Origin of the sequence: Caballeronia zhejiangensis (assembly GCF_022879815.1) — a bacterium.
Classification (GTDB): Bacteria; Pseudomonadota; Gammaproteobacteria; order Burkholderiales; family Burkholderiaceae; genus Caballeronia; species Caballeronia zhejiangensis.
In genome coordinates this window covers 1,594,359-1,612,608 of record NZ_CP084283.1, presented here as the reverse complement: position 1 = coordinate 1,612,608, position 18,250 = coordinate 1,594,359, and the positions used below count along the sequence as shown (strand labels likewise).

General features: G+C 64.4%; 18 protein-coding genes. 14 read left to right on the top strand and 4 right to left on the bottom strand.

Annotated elements, in window-relative coordinates; translation table 11 throughout:
- Nucleotides 1-144 precede the first annotated feature (144 nt).
- The 3 genes from LDZ23_RS07755 (at nt 145) to yoaA (ending at nt 3,580) form a co-directional block, all read left to right on the top strand.
- Nucleotides 145-981, top strand: a complete 837-nt coding sequence (locus LDZ23_RS07755) for a flotillin family protein (protein ID WP_051996708.1) — start codon at nt 145-147, stop codon at nt 979-981.
- 101 nt (nt 982-1,082) lie between these two features.
- Nucleotides 1,083-1,268, top strand: coding sequence for a DUF465 domain-containing protein (locus tag LDZ23_RS07750; protein ID WP_008349403.1), 186 nt, complete (start codon nt 1,083-1,085; stop codon nt 1,266-1,268).
- Nucleotides 1,269-1,351: 83 nt separating this feature from the next.
- Entirely contained in the window at nt 1,352-3,580 is a 2,229-nt protein-coding gene (gene yoaA / locus LDZ23_RS07745) for a DNA repair helicase YoaA (RefSeq protein ID WP_008349405.1), read from the top strand.
- A gap of 77 nt (nt 3,581-3,657) precedes the next feature.
- Here yoaA and LDZ23_RS07740 read toward each other — a convergent pair whose 3' ends face one another.
- Nucleotides 3,658-4,491, bottom strand: coding sequence for an outer membrane protein assembly factor BamD (locus LDZ23_RS07740; RefSeq protein ID WP_008349407.1), 834 nt, complete (start codon nt 4,489-4,491; stop codon nt 3,658-3,660).
- Nucleotides 4,492-4,588: 97 nt separating this feature from the next.
- Between LDZ23_RS07740 and LDZ23_RS07735 the strand changes: the two genes are divergently transcribed.
- Nucleotides 4,589-5,752 carry an RluA family pseudouridine synthase gene (locus LDZ23_RS07735; protein ID WP_081851903.1) on the top strand — a complete coding sequence of 388 codons (1,164 nt, stop codon included), beginning with the start codon at nt 4,589-4,591 and terminating at the stop codon, nt 5,750-5,752.
- Entirely contained in the window at nt 5,749-6,585 is an 837-nt protein-coding gene (gene pgeF, locus LDZ23_RS07730) for a peptidoglycan editing factor PgeF (RefSeq protein ID WP_034473743.1), read from the top strand. Before LDZ23_RS07735 ends, pgeF begins: the two co-directional genes overlap by 4 nt.
- Before the next feature lie 421 nt (nt 6,586-7,006).
- Here pgeF and LDZ23_RS07725 read toward each other — a convergent pair whose 3' ends face one another.
- On the bottom strand, nt 7,007-7,234 hold the full coding sequence (locus tag LDZ23_RS07725) for a hypothetical protein (RefSeq protein WP_241484910.1): 228 nt from the start codon (nt 7,232-7,234) through the stop codon (nt 7,007-7,009).
- Between LDZ23_RS07725 and phaC the strand changes: the two genes are divergently transcribed.
- From phaC to phaR, 4 genes are all read left to right on the top strand, one after another.
- Complete coding sequence (gene phaC, locus LDZ23_RS07720) at nt 7,233-8,921, top strand: class I poly(R)-hydroxyalkanoic acid synthase (protein ID WP_239295303.1); 1,689 nt, start codon at nt 7,233-7,235, stop codon at nt 8,919-8,921. The genes LDZ23_RS07725 and phaC overlap by 2 nt on opposite strands.
- A 77-nt stretch (nt 8,922-8,998) precedes the next feature.
- Nucleotides 8,999-10,180 (top strand): acetyl-CoA C-acetyltransferase, encoded by a 1,182-nt coding sequence (locus LDZ23_RS07715; protein ID WP_175982097.1) that lies wholly within the window; start codon nt 8,999-9,001, stop codon nt 10,178-10,180.
- An 87-nt stretch (nt 10,181-10,267) separates the two neighbouring features.
- The gene (locus LDZ23_RS07710) at nt 10,268-11,008 is read left to right on the top strand and encodes a 3-ketoacyl-ACP reductase (protein WP_008349413.1); all 741 of its coding nucleotides are present in this window, start codon (nt 10,268-10,270) and stop codon (nt 11,006-11,008) included.
- 155 nt (nt 11,009-11,163) lie between these two features.
- Nucleotides 11,164-11,739, top strand: coding sequence for a polyhydroxyalkanoate synthesis repressor PhaR (gene phaR, locus LDZ23_RS07705; RefSeq protein ID WP_033537161.1), 576 nt, complete (start codon nt 11,164-11,166; stop codon nt 11,737-11,739).
- 69 nt (nt 11,740-11,808) lie between these two features.
- On the opposite strand, the gene LDZ23_RS07700 is transcribed toward phaR, so the two are convergent.
- On the bottom strand, nt 11,809-12,390 hold the full coding sequence (locus tag LDZ23_RS07700; protein WP_241484896.1) for a hypothetical protein: 582 nt from the start codon (nt 12,388-12,390) through the stop codon (nt 11,809-11,811).
- A 19-nt stretch (nt 12,391-12,409) separates the two neighbouring features.
- Nucleotides 12,410-12,592, bottom strand: a complete 183-nt coding sequence (locus tag LDZ23_RS07695) for a hypothetical protein (RefSeq protein ID WP_241484897.1) — start codon at nt 12,590-12,592, stop codon at nt 12,410-12,412.
- 251 nt (nt 12,593-12,843) lie between these two features.
- On the opposite strand from LDZ23_RS07695, the gene rimO reads away from it, so the two are divergent.
- The 5 genes from rimO (at nt 12,844) to LDZ23_RS07670 (ending at nt 18,229) form a co-directional block, all read left to right on the top strand.
- The gene (gene rimO / locus LDZ23_RS07690) at nt 12,844-14,181 is read left to right on the top strand and encodes a 30S ribosomal protein S12 methylthiotransferase RimO (RefSeq protein WP_051996654.1); all 1,338 of its coding nucleotides are present in this window, start codon (nt 12,844-12,846) and stop codon (nt 14,179-14,181) included.
- A gap of 4 nt (nt 14,182-14,185) precedes the next feature.
- On the top strand, nt 14,186-15,109 hold the full coding sequence (locus tag LDZ23_RS07685; protein WP_034473400.1) for a sugar kinase: 924 nt from the start codon (nt 14,186-14,188) through the stop codon (nt 15,107-15,109).
- A gap of 28 nt (nt 15,110-15,137) precedes the next feature.
- Nucleotides 15,138-16,322, top strand: coding sequence for a beta-ketothiolase BktB (bktB, locus tag LDZ23_RS07680; protein WP_034473401.1), 1,185 nt, complete (start codon nt 15,138-15,140; stop codon nt 16,320-16,322).
- A gap of 23 nt (nt 16,323-16,345) precedes the next feature.
- Nucleotides 16,346-16,969, top strand: coding sequence for a hypothetical protein (locus LDZ23_RS07675; RefSeq protein ID WP_372492607.1), 624 nt, complete (start codon nt 16,346-16,348; stop codon nt 16,967-16,969).
- 66 nt (nt 16,970-17,035) lie between these two features.
- A complete protein-coding gene (locus LDZ23_RS07670) occupies nt 17,036-18,229 on the top strand; it encodes a cystathionine beta-lyase (RefSeq protein WP_034473405.1) in 1,194 nt (397 codons plus the stop codon).
- Nucleotides 18,230-18,250 lie beyond the last annotated feature (21 nt).

Here is an 18,250-nt window from a genome sequence, read left to right as displayed (position 1 = left end):
CGCGGGCGGGTGACGCTGTGACGAGCCAGGTTCGGACCGGGTTGCTGAAGCGGGGGATTTTGCCATAAATGGCGAAGCGCTCCGGCGTGCGGTGATAGAATTTGGGCATCGCACGAGCCGTTTTGCGCCTGATTCTTTATCACGTTGCCGTCCATCCATTTGCCCAACTTTCGCCTTCCAAACGTGCCGGTTGCCGCGGCGGTTTTGCTGCTTTGCGCAGCGGGCGCATTCGCGCCGCAGCGCGCGCTCGCTCAAGCCGCCAAGCCCGTCGATCCGGACACGTCCGTGAGTGCTCGTGCCCCGGATGCAGCGGCTCAGCCAAGCGCCGATGATTCCCTCCAAGCCGATTTCGCCCAGCGCCAGAAGGTGCTCGACCGGCGCACCGAGGAAAACAACTACCGCTACGGCGTGAAAGAGCACGACTGCTATAGCAAGTTCTTCGTGAATCATTGTCTGGACAACGCGCGCAACGAGATGCGCGAGACGCGCCAGCAGATCCGCCAGGAACAGCTCGCGCTCGACGACGAGCAGCGCGCCGAGCGGGCGAAGCAACGCGATCAGCAGAAGGCGATCAAGCGGGCGCAATACGAGGCCGAAGCGCCGCAGCGCGCGGCGAACGAGAAAGCGAGCCAGCAGGCCTACGAGGACAGGCAACGTCAGAACGCGCTGGCCGCCGCCCAGCGCGAAGCCGAAGCGCCGCAACGCGCGGCCAACCAGGCGGCGTACGACCGCAAGCAGGCGGACTACCAGAAGCAACTCGACGAAGCGCGCGCGCGCGGCGTGCAGGACGCGCAGGACCGCGAGCAAAAGGCGCAGCGCTACGAGCAGAAGCAGCAGGAAGCCGCGCAGCATCGCGCGGAAGTCGAAGCGCGTCAGAAAGAAGCCGCGAGAAAAGCGCAGGAAAAGGCGCAGCAGCAAGAGCAGCAGCGCCAGGAGCAATTGAAACTGCAGCAGCAGCAACAACAGCAGCAAGGTAAATAGGGCAGTCGGGCTCGTCGAACGGGCCCGCGCCAAGTGGATGAAAGGAGGCGAGCATGCAGCAGCGCTTTAGTGAATCCCCGCGCGCACCCCGACAACCCGCCATGGATGCCGCCCTGCTGCGCGATCGCATCGCGCAGTTGCAGGACGAGCATCACAGTCTGGACACGCTGATCGACAAGATGTCCGGCATCGATGACCTCGAGCTGAGGCGCCTGAAAAAGCGCAAGCTCAAGGTGAAAGACACCATACTCCTGCTGCAATTGCAGCTTGACTCGGACGCGCACTGAACGCCGCGTGCCCGCCGCGAGCGCGTGCTGCGACGGCGCCTCGCGTGCGCGGCCGCGCCGAAACCCGCAGGATTTAGCACGCCTTGAACTCACCCGCACAACCCAGTGATGACGCGAACGCGCCGCTCGCGCTGACCGATAAACGCGGCGTCGAGCTGGACGCCATCTTTTCCGCGCAAGGTCTGCTCGCACGCGCGATCGACGGTTATCGGCCGCGTGCATCGCAGATCGAAATGGCGCGTTCCGTCGCCGCCGCGATGGAAGCGTCCGGCCGCGCAATGCCCGAGCCCGCGATGTTCGAGGCGCAGCGCCGCCCGGCGCGCAAGCTCGGCCCGTCCGACAAACCCTATGCGCCCGACGAGCAGCCGGCCGATGACATCGGCATCGCGACGGCGAAGGCGGCTATCGACGGCGGCGAGAACACGCTCATCGTCGAGGCGGGCACGGGCACCGGCAAGACGTACGCGTATCTCGTGCCGGCGATGCTGTGGGGCGGCAAGGTCATCGTGTCGACGGGCACGAAGCATCTGCAGGATCAGCTTTTTCAGCGCGACATTCCGACCGTGCGCGACGCGCTCGCCGTCCCGGTTTCGGTCGCGATGCTCAAAGGCCGCGCCAACTATCTGTGTCACTACTATCTGGAGCGCACCGCGGACAACGGCCGTCTGCCGACGCGCCAGGACACGTCGCATCTACAGGAGATCGTCCGTTTCGCGAAGATCACGCGCACCGGCGACAAGGCCGAACTCGCGAGCGTGCCGGAGAATTCGCCCGTCTGGCCGATGGTCACGTCCACGCGCGACAACTGTCTCGGCCAGGAATGCCCGCACTACAAGGAATGCTTCGTGATGCAGGCGCGCAAGGAGGCGCAGCAGGCGGACATCGTCGTGGTGAATCACCATCTGTTCTTCGCCGATGTGATGCTGCGCGACACCGGCATGGCCGAGCTTCTGCCGACGGCGAACACGATCATCTTCGACGAAGCGCATCAGTTGCCCGAAACCGCGACACTCTTCTTCGGCGAGACGCTTTCGACGACGCAACTGCTCGAACTCGCCCGCGATACCGTCGCCGAAGGTCTGTCGCACGCGCGTGACGCCGCCGACTGGACCAAGCTCGGCGCGGCGCTGGAGCGCGCCGCGCGCGACGTGCGGCTCGCGTTCAAGGAAGATTCGGTGCGTCTGTCGCTCGGCCAGTTGCCGGACGACCATCCGATCTTCGAGGCGCTCGACACGCTCGAGACGCATCTTTCGGCGCTTGCCGCGGCGCTGTCCTCGCATGCGGAACGCGCCGAATCGTTGCAGGCGCTCGTGCGCCGCGCGCGCGAGTTGCAGGATCTGCTCGCGGGCTGGACGACGCCGCCGACATCGCTCGAACGCGCCGTCGTCGCGGATGAGGACGTCGCGAAGGAGGCCGCGAAGGAAGAGCCGAACGAAATGGTGCGCTGGATCGAGGTGTTTTCGCACACGGTGCAGTTGCACGAAACGCCGCTTTCGGTCGCGCCGATCTTCGCGAAGCAGCGCGCAGGCGTGCCGCGCGCGTGGATTTTCACGTCCGCGACGCTCTCGGTGCGCGGCGACTTCACGCATTACGCGGCGCAGATGGGCCTTAACGCGCGCCGTTCGATGACGCTGCCGAGCCCGTTCGATTATCCGTCGCAAGGGCTTTTGTACGTGCCGCGCAATCTGCCGCAACCGTCGTCGCCGCAATTCACCGATGCCGTCTTCGATGCCGCGCTGCCGGTGATCGAATCGGCGGGCGGCGGCGTGTTCGTGCTGTGCACGACGCTGCGCGCGGTCGACCGCATCGCCAATCGCATGCGCGATGTGATCGAGCGGCGCGGCTGGGACAATCCGCTGCTCGTGCAGGGCGATGCGAGCCGCACCGAACTGCTCGACCGTTTCCGCGCCTATGGCAACGCGATCCTAGTGGGCAGCCAGAGCTTCTGGGAAGGCGTCGATGTGCGCGGCGATGCGTTGTCGCTCGTCGTCATCGACAAGCTGCCGTTCGCGCCGCCCGACGATCCGGTGCTGGCCGCGCGCCTCGACGCGCTGACGAAGAAAGGTTTGAGCCCGTTCGCCGTGCATCAGTTGCCGCAGGCGGTCATCACGCTCAAGCAGGGCGCGGGGCGGCTGATTCGCGCGGAGACGGATCGCGGCGTGCTGATGATCTGCGACACGCGGCTCGTCGACAAGCCTTACGGCCGGCGCATCTGGCAAAGCCTGCCGCCGTTCAAGCGCACGCGCGAGCTGGACGTGGTGCGCGAGTTTTTCAGCGATGCCGCGAAGTGGAAGACGGAACTGGCCGAATAAGCATCGGGTTCGCAATTCTCGTCGACATGAAAAAACGGCCGGTGATCAACCGGCCGTTTCGCTTTTTGCTTTCTGGACTACCAGATCTGATACCACGGCTTGTCAGCGCCCGCGCGCCGCTTGCCGGTGACATACGGGCTGTCCGGGAACGTCGCTGCGAGCACGCGCTTGGTGTCGTCGGCGAGTTGCGGCTGATCGAGACGCTCGTACGACAGCATCATGATGTGCAGCGCGTCTTCGGTTGCCGGCGCGTTCTTGTACTCGCGAATGGCGAGCTGCGCGCGGTTGATCGCGGCCACATAAGCGCCACGGCGATAGTAATAATCGGCGGCGTGCACTTCATGCGATGCGAGCGCGTTCACGATATAGCGCATGCGCTGCGCGGCATCGGGCGCGTACTTGCTTTGCGGATACTTGTCGACGACGACCTTGAACGCGTCGTAGGACTCGCGCAGCGACTTCGGATCGCGCTCGCTCATGTCCTGACCCGAGAAGCGGCCGAAGAGGCCCAAGTCGTCGTTGAAGTGGATCATGCCCTTGAGATAGTACGCATACGCGATTTCGGGATGATCCGGGTGCAGCTTGATGAAACGGTCGATGGCCTGGTCGGCGTTGGCGGTTTCGCCGTCCTTCCAGTTGCAGTACGCGACGTTGATCTGCGCCTGCTGTGCGAAATGGCCGAACGGATCGCGGCCTTCGAGCCCTTCGAAATACTTCGCGCACTTGCCCCAGTCGCTGCCGGATAGCGCGTCCTGGGCCTCCGTATATAATTTGTTGTTATTCCATGTTGCCGTTTCGTCGGTCTTCTCGGGCAGGCCGTGACAGGCCGTGACGATGGCGACGCTCGCGGCCAGCGCCAGATACTTGATCGATTGACGCATCGAGAGATGAATGGTGTTGAAGGCTCGCATCAGTGCTTGCTGTTCCTGGCTGAATCTAGTTGATTCTTCGCTGTTCTAGCTGTTTTTCCGGCGCGGCTGTTCTTCCATGCCGCCGAATCTCGTTCAAATGACCCGCTCAAGTACTCGTCGTACCAAAGACCAACTCAAAGATTATAGCCCATGCGCTACCCCCGACGACGCAGCGCAGGCCGATTCGGGCGGCGGCGCGGCTCGCGAAGCGCCGCGCACGGCCCGCGTGCCCGACGAGCTCGCGGGCGACCGGCTCGACAAGGTGCTCGCGAAAATCTTCCCCGAGTTCTCGCGCAGCCGGTTGCAGGGCTGGATCGAGGAAGGGCGCGTGCTGGTCGACGGCGCGGGCGCGAAAGTGCGCCAGCCCGTCCCGCTCGGCGCGACGATCACGCTCGTCCCCGACCTTCTGCCCGAGCAGCTCGCGTTCGCGCCGGAGCCGGTGCCGCTGCATATCGTCTATGAGGACGAGGCGCTCGTCGTCATCAACAAGCCCGCGGGCATGGTCGTGCATCCGGCCGCGGGCAACTGGAGCGGCACGCTGCTCAACGGCCTGCTGCATCGTTACGGCGATGCCGCCGCCGGGCTGCCGCGCGCGGGCATCGTGCATCGGCTGGACAAGGAAACGTCCGGGCTGATGGTCGTCGCGCGCACGCTCGAGGCGCAAACCGACCTCGTGCGGCAGTTGCAGGCGCGGACGGTGAAACGCCGCTACGTCGCGTTCGTGTGGGGCAACATGCCCGACGAAGGCACGATCGACGCGCCCATCGGCCGCGATCCGCGCGAGCGCACGCGCATGGCGGTGGTAAAGACTGCGTCGGGAAAGCCCGCGCGCACGCATTTCCGCACCATCGACCGCACGACGTGGCACGGCCAGCCCGTCAGCGCCATCCATTGCGATCTGGAAACCGGCCGGACGCATCAGATTCGCGTGCATTGCGCGCATATCCAGCATCCGCTGCTGGGCGACCCGGTGTACGGGCACGCGCGCGGCAAGCGGTCGGTCAAGCCGCTGCCCAACGAATTCGCGCGACAGGCGCTGCACGCGTGGCGCCTCGGCTTGATCCATCCCGCGACGGGCAAGGAAGTGCACTGGCGCGCGGACGTTCCCGAAGACATCGCGACGCTCGCCGCGGAGCTCGGCTTCGGACAGGACGAAGAAGTCGAGTTCGATGAGGACGACGATTTCGCCGAAGTCTATGAAATGGGCGAAGGCGAAGAAGGCGACTGGGACGACGAAGATTACGAGGACGACGAAGCATGACGCGCGACGCTGCCGATTTGCCATCGAAAGACTGTCTCTGGCCGCAATGGAACGTGTCGCCGCGCGTGCGGGCATTCGTCACGACGCGTAATGGCGGCGTGAGCGATGCGCCTTATGGCGGCGGCGAGCCCGGCGCGGGCGGCCTCAATCTCGGTTTTTCCACGGGCGATGCGCCTGACGCGGTGAAGGAAAATCGCCGCCGCGCGCTCGCGTTGACGGGTTCGCGCGAAGCCGCGTGGCTCGAGCAGATCCACGGCACGGAAGTCGTGGAGGCGGGCGCCGTCATCGAGCGCCTCGCGCAGGGCGAGCGCACGCGCGCCGACGCCAGCGTGACGGATCGCGCGGGCGTTGTGTGCGTCGTGATGACGGCCGATTGTCTCCCGGTGCTGTTTTGCGACAACGACGGCCGCGCGGTCGGCGCCGCGCACGCGGGTTGGCGCGGTCTCGCGGGCGGCATCATCGAAAAGACGGGCGAGCGCGTCGCGTCGCTCGCGGGCGTGCCGGCCTCGTCGCTCAACGCGTTTCTCGGGCCGGCCATCGGGCCGCAGGCGTTCGAAGTGGGCGAAGACGTGCTCGACGCCTTCATCGCGGCGTCGCAAGAGGATCGCCGCGACGCGACGCGCGCCGCGTTCCGTCCCGTCGGCGGCGCACCGGCCAAGTATTTCGCCGATATCTACGCGCTCGCGCGTATGCGTCTTGCCGATCTAGGCATCGATGCCGCGCGCGTTCACGGCGGCACGCATTGCACCGTCACGGAAAAAGAGCGCTTTTATTCATATCGACGCGATCGCGTGACGGGCCGCATGGCCGCAATGATCTGGCTCAATGAATGACCATTGTCATTAGTGTTGGAACATACCCAACTATCGTTTCTTGCCTATGACGAAACCCCTTGCGAACGCAACATTTCGCATGGGGGAAAACGATAATTAAAAAAATATCGCACTGCGGCAAAATCGGGACGAAGCATTGACATGCCTGACATCCTAGAGCAAGAATGTTCCTGGAATTCAATCAATCGGGCACGGCGTAGCAAGGCTCAGACTTGCCACGCGCATAAGGCGCACCAACACTTGCGCGCTGGTCGAGGAAAGCCCGGCGATGCCTGCATCAGCAATCCAAGTCTTCCGAGACTCACAGGTCAATAGCGGGTATGGCTTCCAAATCTACTTCCTCATCTTCCCGCTCCCGTTCCGCCGACAGCACCTCGGCAGAAGCATCCGCCGAAACGACTGGCGTACAGCAGGCGTTCGATCAATGGCTGAACGCGTGGCGCAGCGTCGCCGATCCCGCGCAGTGGTCGAAATTCACTCCGCAGACGAATAGCGCGAATGATGCGGCCGCGGCGGCGGCATCGCCGTTCGCTGCTTTCAGTGCATTCGCCAACGGATTTCCGAACGGATTTCCGTCGACGGCATTCCCGTCGTTTCCGATGTCCGGCGCCATGCCGCAGATGCCCGATTTCACGAAGATGAACGGCATGGCGGAATTCGCCAAACTCGCGAGCAGCATGCCGGGCTTCGGCGCGGCGATGCAGGGGTTGCCCACGTTGCCGAAGATTCCGACCGCCGCGATCGCGCCCGAGCGTCTGCACGAGTTGCAGAGCAACTATTCGCGCGATGCCGCCGAGTTGCTCAAGCAGGCGGGCGCGCAGAGCATCGATCCGTCGGCGCTGAAGGATCGTCGCTTCACCGACACCGCATGGCAATCCACGCCGGCATATGCGTTCACCGCCGCGTGGTATCTGCTGAACGCGCGCTATCTGCAGGAACTCGCCGACGCCGTGCAGAGCGATCCGAAGACGCGCGAGCGCATCCGCTTCACGGTGCAGCAGTGGGCGGCCGCGGCCGCGCCGAGCAACTTCCTCGCGCTCAATCCCGACGCGCAGAAGACGCTCATCGAAAGCAAGGGCGAGAGCCTGCGCCAGGGCATGTTGAACCTGCTCGCCGACATGCAGCGCGGCAAGATTTCGCAGTCGGACGAATCGCGCTTTCTCGTCGGCAAGAACATCGCATCGACGGAAGGCTCGGTCGTGTACGAGAACGAACTCGTGCAACTGATCCAGTACAAGCCGCTCGCGCCGAAGGTGTATGCGCGCCCGCTTCTGATCGTGCCGCCTTGCATCAACAAGTTCTACATTCTCGATCTGTCGCCGGAAAGCTCGCTCGTGCGCTATGCGCTCGAAGAAGGGCATCAGGTGTTCATCCTGTCGTGGCGCAACGCGGATCAGTCGATCGCGCACAAGACGTGGGACGACTACGTCGAACAAGGCGTGCTGGAGACGATCGGCGTCGTGCAGGAGATCACGGGCGAAGACAAGATCAACACGCTCGGTTTCTGCATCGGCGGGACGCTTCTCGCGACCGCGCTCGCGGTGGCGGCGGCGCGCGGCGAGGAACCGGCCGCATCGATGACATTGCTCACCTCGATGCTCGACTTCTCGGATACCGGCGTGCTCGACGTGTTCGTCGACGAGGCGCACGTGCAGATGCGCGAGCAGGCGATCGGCGGCAAGAACGGCGCGCCAGCCGGTCTCATGCGCGGCATCGAGTTCGCGAATACGTTCTCGTATCTGCGACCGAACGATCTGGTGTGGAATTACGTCGTCGATAACTATCTCAAGGGCCGCACGCCGCAAGCGTTCGATCTGCTCTTCTGGAACAGCGATTCGACGAACCTGCCCGGCCCGATGTGCGTCTGGTATCTGCGCAACACGTATCTCGAGAACAAGCTGAAAACGCCGAATGCGCTGAAGGTGTGCGGCGAGCCGGTCGACCTGTCGCGTCTCACGGTGCCGACCTTCATCTACGGCTCGCGCGAAGATCACATCGTGCCGTGGAAATCGGCCTATGCGTCCGCGCCGATTCTCTCCGGACCGCAGACCTTCGTGCTCGGCGCGTCGGGGCATATCGCGGGCGTGATCAATCCGCCGTCGAAGAACAAGCGCAGCTTCTGGATGATCGACAGCAACGACGGGCATCTGCCCGAGAACCCCGACGCGTGGTTCGATGCCGCCGCCGAGCATCCCGGAAGCTGGTGGCCGACCTGGTCGAAGTGGCTCGCCGCGAACGCGGGCGAGCAGGTCAAGGCGGGCGCGGCGCAGGGATCGAAGACTTACCCGGTGATCGAGGCCGCCCCCGGCCGTTACGTGCTGGAACGCGACTTCTGAGCGGCGCGTGACCGTGCGCGCGAGCGCATGGAACCGTTCGTAGCCGCATTAACATTCGATGCCAAGAGGAAACTGAAATGACTGACGTAGTGATCGTATCGGCCGCGCGTACGGCGGTAGGCAAATTCGGCGGCTCGCTCGCGAAAATCGCGGCGCCGGAACTCGGCGCGACGGTCATCAAGGCCGTGCTGGAGCGCGCGGGCGTGAAGCCGGATCAGGTGAGCGAAGTGATCCTGGGCCAAGTGCTCGCGGCCGGTTCGGGCCAGAATCCGGCGCGCCAGTCGCTCATCAAGGCGGGCTTGCCCGACATGGTGCCGGGCATGACGATCAACAAGGTCTGCGGCTCGGGCCTCAAAGCGGTGATGCTGGCAGCGAACGCGATCATCGCGGGCGACGCGGAGATCGTCGTCGCGGGCGGCCAGGAAAACATGAGCGCGGCGCCGCACGTGCTGCCGGGCTCGCGCGACGGCTTCCGCATGGGCGACGCGAAGCTGATCGACACGATGATCGTCGATGGCCTGTGGGACGTCTATAACAACTATCACATGGGCACGACGGCGGAAAACGTCGCGAAGGAATTCGGCATCACGCGCGAGCAGCAGGACGCATTCGCGGCGCTGTCGCAGAACAAGGCGGAAGCCGCGCAGAAAGCGGGCCGCTTCAACGACGAAATCGTGCCGGTCGCGATTCCGCAACGTAAAGGCGAGCCGCTGCAATTCAACACCGACGAATTCGTGCGTCACGGCGTGACGCCCGAAGCGCTCGCGGGCCTGAAGCCGGCGTTCTCGAAGGAAGGCACCGTCACCGCTGCAAACGCATCGGGCATCAACGACGGCGCGGCGGCGGTCGTCGTGATGTCGGCGAAAAAGGCCGAAGCGCTCGGCTTGACGCCGCTCGCGCGCATCAAGGCGTACGCGAACGCGGGCGTCGATCCGAAGATCATGGGCATGGGCCCGGTGCCGGCGTCGAAGCGCTGTCTGGAGCGTGCGGGCTGGAGCGTGAACGATCTCGATCTGATGGAAATCAACGAGGCGTTCGCGGCGCAAGCGCTGGCGGTGCACAAGCAGATGGGCTGGGATCAGTCGAAGATCAACGTGAACGGCGGGGCGATCGCGATCGGTCATCCGATCGGCGCGTCGGGCTGCCGGATTCTCGTCACGCTGCTGCACGAAATGCAGAAGCGCGATGCGAAGAAGGGTCTGGCGTCGCTGTGCATCGGCGGCGGCATGGGTGTCGCGCTGGCGGTGGAACGTCCGTAACAAGTCACAGATAGTCACTGGCGGGATTGGGAAGGGCCAGCGGGCGGCAAGGAGATCGCCGTCCGCATAACGAAAATGGAGTGAGGAATGGCGAAGCGTATAGCGTATGTAACCGGCGGGATGGGCGGCATCGGCACCAGCATCAGCCAGCGCCTGCTTAAAGATGGCTTTACGGTCGTCGTGGGCTGCGGTCCGAATTCGCCGCGCCGGGTGAAATGGCTGGAAGACCAGAAGGCGCTCGGCTTCGAATTCATCGCCTCGGAAGGCAACGTCGGCGACTGGGAATCGACCAAGAACGCGTTCGACAAGGTCAAGGCCGAAGTCGGCGAGATCGATGTCCTCGTGAATAACGCGGGCATCACGCGCGACGTCGTGTTCCGCAAGATGACGCACGAAGACTGGACCGCCGTCATCGACACGAACCTGACGAGCCTCTTCAACGTGACGAAGCAGGTCATCGACGGCATGGTCGAGCGCGGCTGGGGCCGGATCATCAACATTTCTTCGGTGAACGGGCAGAAAGGCCAGTTCGGCCAGACGAACTACTCGACCGCCAAGGCCGGCATTCACGGCTTCACGATGGCGCTCGCGCAGGAAGTGGCCACCAAGGGCGTGACGGTCAACACGGTGTCGCCGGGCTATATCGGCACGGACATGGTGAAGGCGATCCGTCCGGAAGTGCTGGAGAAGATCGTCGCGACCATTCCGGTGCGCCGTCTCGGCACCCCGGACGAAATCGGCTCGATCTGCGCGTGGCTCGCGTCCGAAGAATCGGGCTTCGCGACCGGCGCGGACTTCTCGCTGAACGGCGGCTTGCATATGGGCTGACGGGCGGCGGCTTCCCGCAACGCCGAAACGCGCGCGGGAAGTCACCACTCGCCGGATTTATCAACGATGCGGCGAACATGCAGCAGCGCTTTTTTGCGACAACGCAAGACCTGCTTGCTGCCATCGCAGTAAAGTTTTGCGTTTAAAGGCGTTAAATGACCACCACTACTACTACAAAGAAACCCGCCGAACGACTCATCAAAAAGTATCCAAACCGTCGGCTGTACGACACGGAAACGAGCACCTACATCACGTTGTCGGATGTGAAACAGCTCGTGCTCGATCAGGAAGATTTCAAGGTGCTCGACGCGAAGTCCAACGACGACCTCACGCGCAGCATCCTTCTGCAGATCATTCTGGAAGAAGAGAGCGGCGGCCTGCCGATGTTCTCGTCGGTGATGCTCTCGCAGATCATCCGTTTCTACGGCCACGCGATGCAGGGCATGATGGGCACGTATCTGGAGAAGAACATCCAGGCGTTCATCGACATCCAGCAGAAGCTGACCGAGCAGAGCAAGGGCATCTACGACGGCAACGCGCTCAACCCCGAAGTCTGGTCGCAGTTCATGAACATGCAGGCGCCGATGATGCAGGGCATGATGACGAGCTACATCGAGCAGTCGAAAAACATGTTCGTGCAGATGCAGGAGCAGATGCAGTCGCAGGCGAAGTCGATGTTCAACACGTTTCCGTTCCCGACGCCCACGCCTTCGTCGACGGAAAAGAAGTAGTCCGGTTCGAGGGCGCGTGCGGGCGTCGAGGCTTGCGCGCCTCGGCGTGAGCGCTCGCGCGCCGTCCGTTCATTGCCCGCCCACGGCTTTCGTCGAATCGTACGCCAGCGCCGCGCCGAAATCGCCGCGATACGTATAGGCGCCGTGGTGCTCCAGTGTCGAGCGTGCATCCACGTACACCTTTCCGCCAGAATCCCGCCAGCGGCGGCAAAACGCGTAGTCCTCGGAAAGATAGCGCCCGGTTTCCGGCTCGACCATCACGTCGAAGAAGCGATGGCAGTAGCCGTGCAACGGCGAATCCGGCGGCGCGTCGGGCACGTAGCGCAACTCGGGCATGCGCGCGATCATCGTTTCGAGCACCGCGCGGCGTATGCACATGAAGCCCGTCGGCGCCTCGTCCACTTTCATGAAGCCGTCGTCGTCCACTTCGAGGCGCGCGCCGTCATGCAAATTCACCGGATAGCGCAACGCCCGTTCGAGAAACTGCGCTTGCGTGAGCCCGGCGGGAATCTCGCCCGTCCAGTCGATGCGCTCGAGCGGATACACGCCGGCGACGACATCGCGACCCGCGAGCAGCAGACGCAGCGCCTGCTCCGGCGTGAAGCCGATATCGGCATCGATCCAGAAGAGATGCGTGTGCTCCGTATGCATCAGAGAATGCGCGACGGCTTCATTGCGCGCGCGTGACGAGACTTTCGCCGGCGCAGATGCGCATCGAGCCTCGCACGCCGAGGCGCCAGAGCTCGTTGGTGAGCGCGAGCATGCTGGTGGCGTAGCCGGACGTCACTTGGCCCGAGTAGCAGGGCGTGACGAAGAGCGGATTGAAATGGCGCAGCGCTGAGTAGTCGAGCATGAAACCGATGTGTGATTCGAAGCAATGAGAGACGCGGGAAGCCGCGGATTCGCTCGAGTTTGCTGCGCGCCAGCTTCAATCGGAATGAGACAAAGGAAAAGGGGGCCGAGCCGTGTCCGCGGCTCGCCGATGTAAAATAGTGGATTGGCCTCTTGCGCTCCCACAAGACACTCTTCCCCGTGAAAAATTCTTTAGATTCAATCGATTCAATCGATTCACTCGCCAGGACGAAGCCCGCGCCGAAAATCGGCATGGTGTCGCTCGGCTGCCCGAAAGCGCTCGTCGATTCCGAGCAGATCATGACGCAGTTGCGCGCCGAAGGTTACGAAATCTCCGGCACCTATGACGGCGCGGACCTCGTCGTCGTCAACACCTGCGGCTTCATCGACGAAGCCGTGCAGGAAAGCCTCGACGCCATCGGCGAGGCGTTGAACGAGAACGGCAAGGTCATCGTGACCGGCTGTCTCGGCGCGAAAAAGAGCGCGAGCGGTTCGGGCCTCATCGAGGAAGTGCATCCGAAAGTGCTGGCCGTCACCGGTCCGCACGCGACCAACGAAGTCATGAACGCGGTGCATACGCATCTGCCGAAACCGCACGATCCGTTCACCGATCTCGTGCCGCCCGCCGGCATCAAGCTGACGCCGCGCCACTACGCTTACCTGAAGATTTCGGAAGGCTGCAACCATCGCTGCACGTTCTGCATCATCCCGTCGATGCGCGGCGATCTCGTCTCGCGCCCCGTCGCCGAAGTCATGCTGGAAGCCGAAAATCTGTTCAAGTCCGGCGTGAAGGAACTGCTCGTGATTTCGCAGGACACGAGCGCGTACGGCGTCGACGTGAAATACCGCACGGGTTTCTGGAATGGCAAGCCGCTCAAGACGCGCATGACCGAGCTCGTCGGCGCACTCGGCGAACTCGCCGCGCAGTACGGCGCGTGGGTGCGCCTGCATTACGTGTATCCGTATCCGAGCGTCGACGAAGTCATCCCGATGATGGCCGAAGGCCCGCTGCGCGGCCACGTTCTGCCGTATCTCGACGTGCCGTTCCAGCACGCGCATCCCGAAGTGCTGAAGCGCATGAAGCGCCCGGCGAACGCGGAAAAGGTGCTCGAGCGCGTGAAGACATGGCGCGAAATCTGTCCCGATCTGACGATTCGCAGCACGTTCATCGCGGGCTTTCCGGGCGAGACGGAAGAGCAGTTTCAGACGCTGCTGGATTTCCTGAAGGAAGCGGATCTGGATCGCGTCGGCTGCTTCGCGTATTCGCCGGTCGAAGGCGCAACGGCGAACGAACTCGACGGCGCGTTGCCCGACGAAGTGCGCGAGGATCGCCGCGCGCGCTTCATGGAACTCGCGGAAGAACTGTCCGCGAAGCGCATGAAGAAGAAGGTCGGCAAGACGCTCAAAGTGCTCGTCGATGAAGTGGGCGCGGAAGGCGGCATCGGCCGCACGGCGGCGGACGCGCCGGAAATCGACGGCGTCGTGTACATCGCGCCGACGACGAAGGCATCGAAGCGCTACAAGGCCGGCGACTTCGTGTCGGTGAAGATCACCGGCGCCGATGGCCACGATCTCTGGGGCGAGGTCTAAAGCCATGCCAGGGATGCCGCACGTCCTCGCGCTCGGCGAGGCCATGATCGAGTTCAATCAGTCGACGCGCGATCAGCCGAACTATCTGCAAGGCTTCGGCGGCGACGTCTCCAACTTCCTGATCGCGGCATCGCGCCAGGGCGCGGCGACGGGCTTCGTGTCCGCGGTCGGCAACGATCACTTCGGGCAATTGCTGCTCGATCTGTGGCGCGCGGAAAACGTCGATACGTCGACGGTGCGCGTCGATCACGATGCGCCCACGGGCGTCTATTTCGTGTCGCACGGCGAGAGCGGGCATCGCTTCGACTATCTGCGCGCGGGTTCGGCGGCGAGCCGCTACGCGCCGTCGCACTTGCCGCTCGATGCGATCGCCGCCGCGAAGGTCGTGCATCTGTCGGGCATCAGTCTCGCGATCGGCGTGGCCGCCTGCGATGCCGCGCTCGCCGCGATCGACCATGCGCGCACGCACGGCGTCAAGGTCAGCTTCGACACGAACCTGCGGCTGAAGCTGTGGCCGCTCGCGCGCGCCCGCGCGGTCATGCTCGAAGCGATCCGCGCAACCGACATCTGCCTGCCGAGCTGGGACGACGTCACGCTGCTCACCGGCCACGAAGACAAAGACGCGATCGTCGATGCGCTGCTGAAACTCGGTCCGAAGGTCGTCGCGCTGAAGCTCGGCAAGGAAGGCGCGTATATCGCGACGCCGGACGAGCGGCGCGTGGTGCCGGGCCGCGTCGTGCAGGCGGTCGATGCGACGGGGGCGGGCGACTGCTTCGGCGGCGCGTTCATCGCGCGCATCGTTGCAGGCGACGATCCTTTCGCCGCGGCGCGCTACGCGAACGTCGCCGCGGCTTTGTCGACGCAAGGTTTTGGCGCAGTGGCGCCAATCCCGCGAAAGGACGAGGTCGAGCGCGCGCTGGCAGAATAGCCGAACCTCAAACGAAGGAGACGACAACATGCAACGTGAAGTGGTGGTGGTAAGCGGCGTGCGCACGGCGATCGGCGATTTCGGCGGTTCGCTGAAGGACTTCAGCCCGACCGATCTCGGTGCACGCGTCGTGCGCGAAGCGCTGTCCCGCGCGAACGTCGCGGGCGATGAAGTCGGTCACGTCGTGTTCGGCAACGTCGTGCATACGGAGCCGCGCGACATGTATCTCGCGCGCGTCGCGGCGCTCGACGGCGGCGTCACGCAGCACGCGCCCGCGCTCACGGTGAACCGTTTGTGCGGCTCGGGCTTGCAGGCGATCGTGTCGGCGTCGCAGTCCATTCTGCTCGGCGATGCCGATGTCGCCATCGGCGGCGGCGCGGAAAGCATGAGCCGCGCGGCGTACATCATGCCCGCCGCGCGCTTCGGCCAGCGCATGGGCGACACGCGCATCGTCGACATGATGGTCGGCGCGCTGAACGACCCGTTCGACAAGATCCACATGGGCGTGACGGCCGAGAACGTCGCGGCGAAGTTCGGCATCACGCGCGAGATGCAGGACGCGCTCGCGCTCGAATCGCACCGGCGCGCGGCGAAAGCGATCGAAGCCGGCTATTTCAAGGATCAGATTCTGCCGATCACGCTCGCTTCGAAGAAAGGCGACACCGTGTTCGACCGCGACGAGCACGTTCGCCTGAACGCCACCGCCGAAGACTTCGCGAAGCTCAAGCCGGTTTTTGCGAAGGAAAACGGCACGGTGACGGCGGGCAACGCGTCGGGCATCAACGATGCGGCCGCGGCCGTCGTGCTGATGGAGCGCTCGGTTGCGGAAAAGCGCGGCGCGAAACCGCTCGCGCGGCTCGTCGCGTACGCGCACGCGGGCGTCGATCCGAAGATCATGGGCATCGGCCCGGTTCCCGCGACGCAGAAGGTGCTGGAGCGCGCGGGCCTCTCCGTCGACGATCTCGACGTCATCGAAGCAAACGAGGCGTTCGCCGCGCAGGCGTGCGCCGTATCGCAGGAACTGAAGCTCGATCCCGCGAAGGTCAATCCGAACGGCTCGGGCATTTCGCTCGGGCATCCGATCGGCGCGACCGGCGCGCTCATCACCGTGAAGGCGTTGTACGAACTGCAGCGCATCGGCGGGCGTTACGCGCTCGTGACGATGTGCATCGGCGGCGGCCAGGGCATCGCGGCGATCTTCGAGCGCATTTGAAGGACTCACGGATGATGCCAAGCATGAAAGGGCCGCGGACGGTCGCGGCCTTGACGATCTTCGCCGCGCTTGCCGCGTGCAATTCGCCGATGCCGGCGGGCCAGACCGGCGTGCAGGCACAGAACGCACGCGAGCCAGCGGGTGCCGACGCGCACGGCGCGCAAGCCGCGATCAAGGAACTTGCCCTGCCGCCGCTGAAGCCGCTCACGCCGAATCCGGAGTACGCGAAGTTTCCTCGCTACGTCGGCACGCTCGGCGACAAGCAGATCGAGATGAAACTCGGCGCGAAAACCGACGAGCCCTCCGGCGTGCACGGCGAGTACCGGTTCGCCGGCAGCCCGAACGTGATTCTCGTCGCGGGCGACCGCGACGGCGACACGCTCGAAATCGAGGAATCGAACGACGGCACGCACATCACGGGCAACTGGGTCGGCAAGTTCGCGGCGGACGGCAGCGTGTCCGGCGAGCGCATGAACCCGGACGATTCGAACCCGCAGCCGTTCGATCTGCGGCCCGCCGCGGCCGGCAAGACCTTGCCCGCGACGGGCACCGCGAAGGCGCCGCCCGCGCCGTCGCTGGAACCTGCGCCGCCCGCGCCGCCCAAGAATGCCGTGGGCGGCACGAGCAACGTCATCATCGGCGAATGATTCGCTCTGTCTTCACCCCGCCGGGCGTTCCGGCGGCGGTCTCTTTTCATTCCGTATTGCAAAGCCATGACTGATTCCAGCAGCAAGGACCGCGATCTGCAAACCCGCATCGTTCAGCCTGAAGACCGCATCACGCCCGGCTTCGAGTCGTTCTCGGTGCCGGTCGCGCGCGCATCGACGGTCGTGTTTCCCGATCTCGCCTCGATGCGCTCGCTCGTCTGGAGCGACGATTCGAAGTGGCGCTACGGCCTGCACGGCACGCCGACGACCATCGCGCTCGCGCAGCGTCTCGCCGCGATCGAGGGCGGCGAATTCGCGCTGCTGCAGCCGTCGGGGCTCGCCGCGATCTCCAACATCTACTTCGGTCTCGTGAAAGCGGGCGATCACGTTCTCGTGCCCGACAACGCCTACGGTCCGAATCGCGATCACGCCGACTGGCTCGCCGCCGATTTCGGGCTGCAAGTGACCTATTACGATCCGATGACCGGCGCGGGCATCGCCGATTCGATCCGTCCGAACACGAAGCTGATCTGGCTCGAAGCGCCCGGCTCGGTGACGATGGAAGTGCAGGACGTGCCGGCGATCGTCGCCGTCGCGCGCGCGAAGGGCATCGTCACGGCGATCGACAACACGTTTTCCGCGGGCCTCGCGTTCAAGCCGTTCGAGCATGGCGTCGACATTTCCGTGCAGGCGTTGACGAAATATCAGTCGGGCGGCAGCGACATCCTGATGGGCGCGACCATCACGCGCGATGAGGAACTGCACAAGAAGCTCAAACGCGCGCGGATGCGTATGGGCATCGGCGTGTCGGCGGACGATGCGTCGCTCGTGCTGCGCAGCCTGCCGTCGATGAAAGTGCGCTACGAAGCGCACGACCGCACCGCGTACGCGCTCGCCCAGTGGCTCAAGACGCGGCCCGAAGTGAAGGCGGTGCTGCATCCGGCGCTGGAGGATTGTCCCGGCCACGCGTTCTTTGCGCGCGACTTCAAGGGCGGTGCGGGCGGGCTGTTTTCGATCGTCTTCGATGGCCGCTACACGAGCGCGCAAGTCGATGCGTTCGTCGAAGCGCTCGAACTGTTCTCGATCGGCTGGAGCTGGGGCGGCGCGCACAGCCTCGCGATGCCGTACAACATCCGCTCGATGCGCACCGCGTCGCAATGGCCGCACGGAGGCGTGCTGGTGCGTTTCTACGTCGGTCTCGAAGCGGAAGCGGATTTGCGCGCGGATCTCGAAGCCGCGCTCGCCAAGGCGTTCGCCTGAATGAAAACGGCGCCCCGAAGG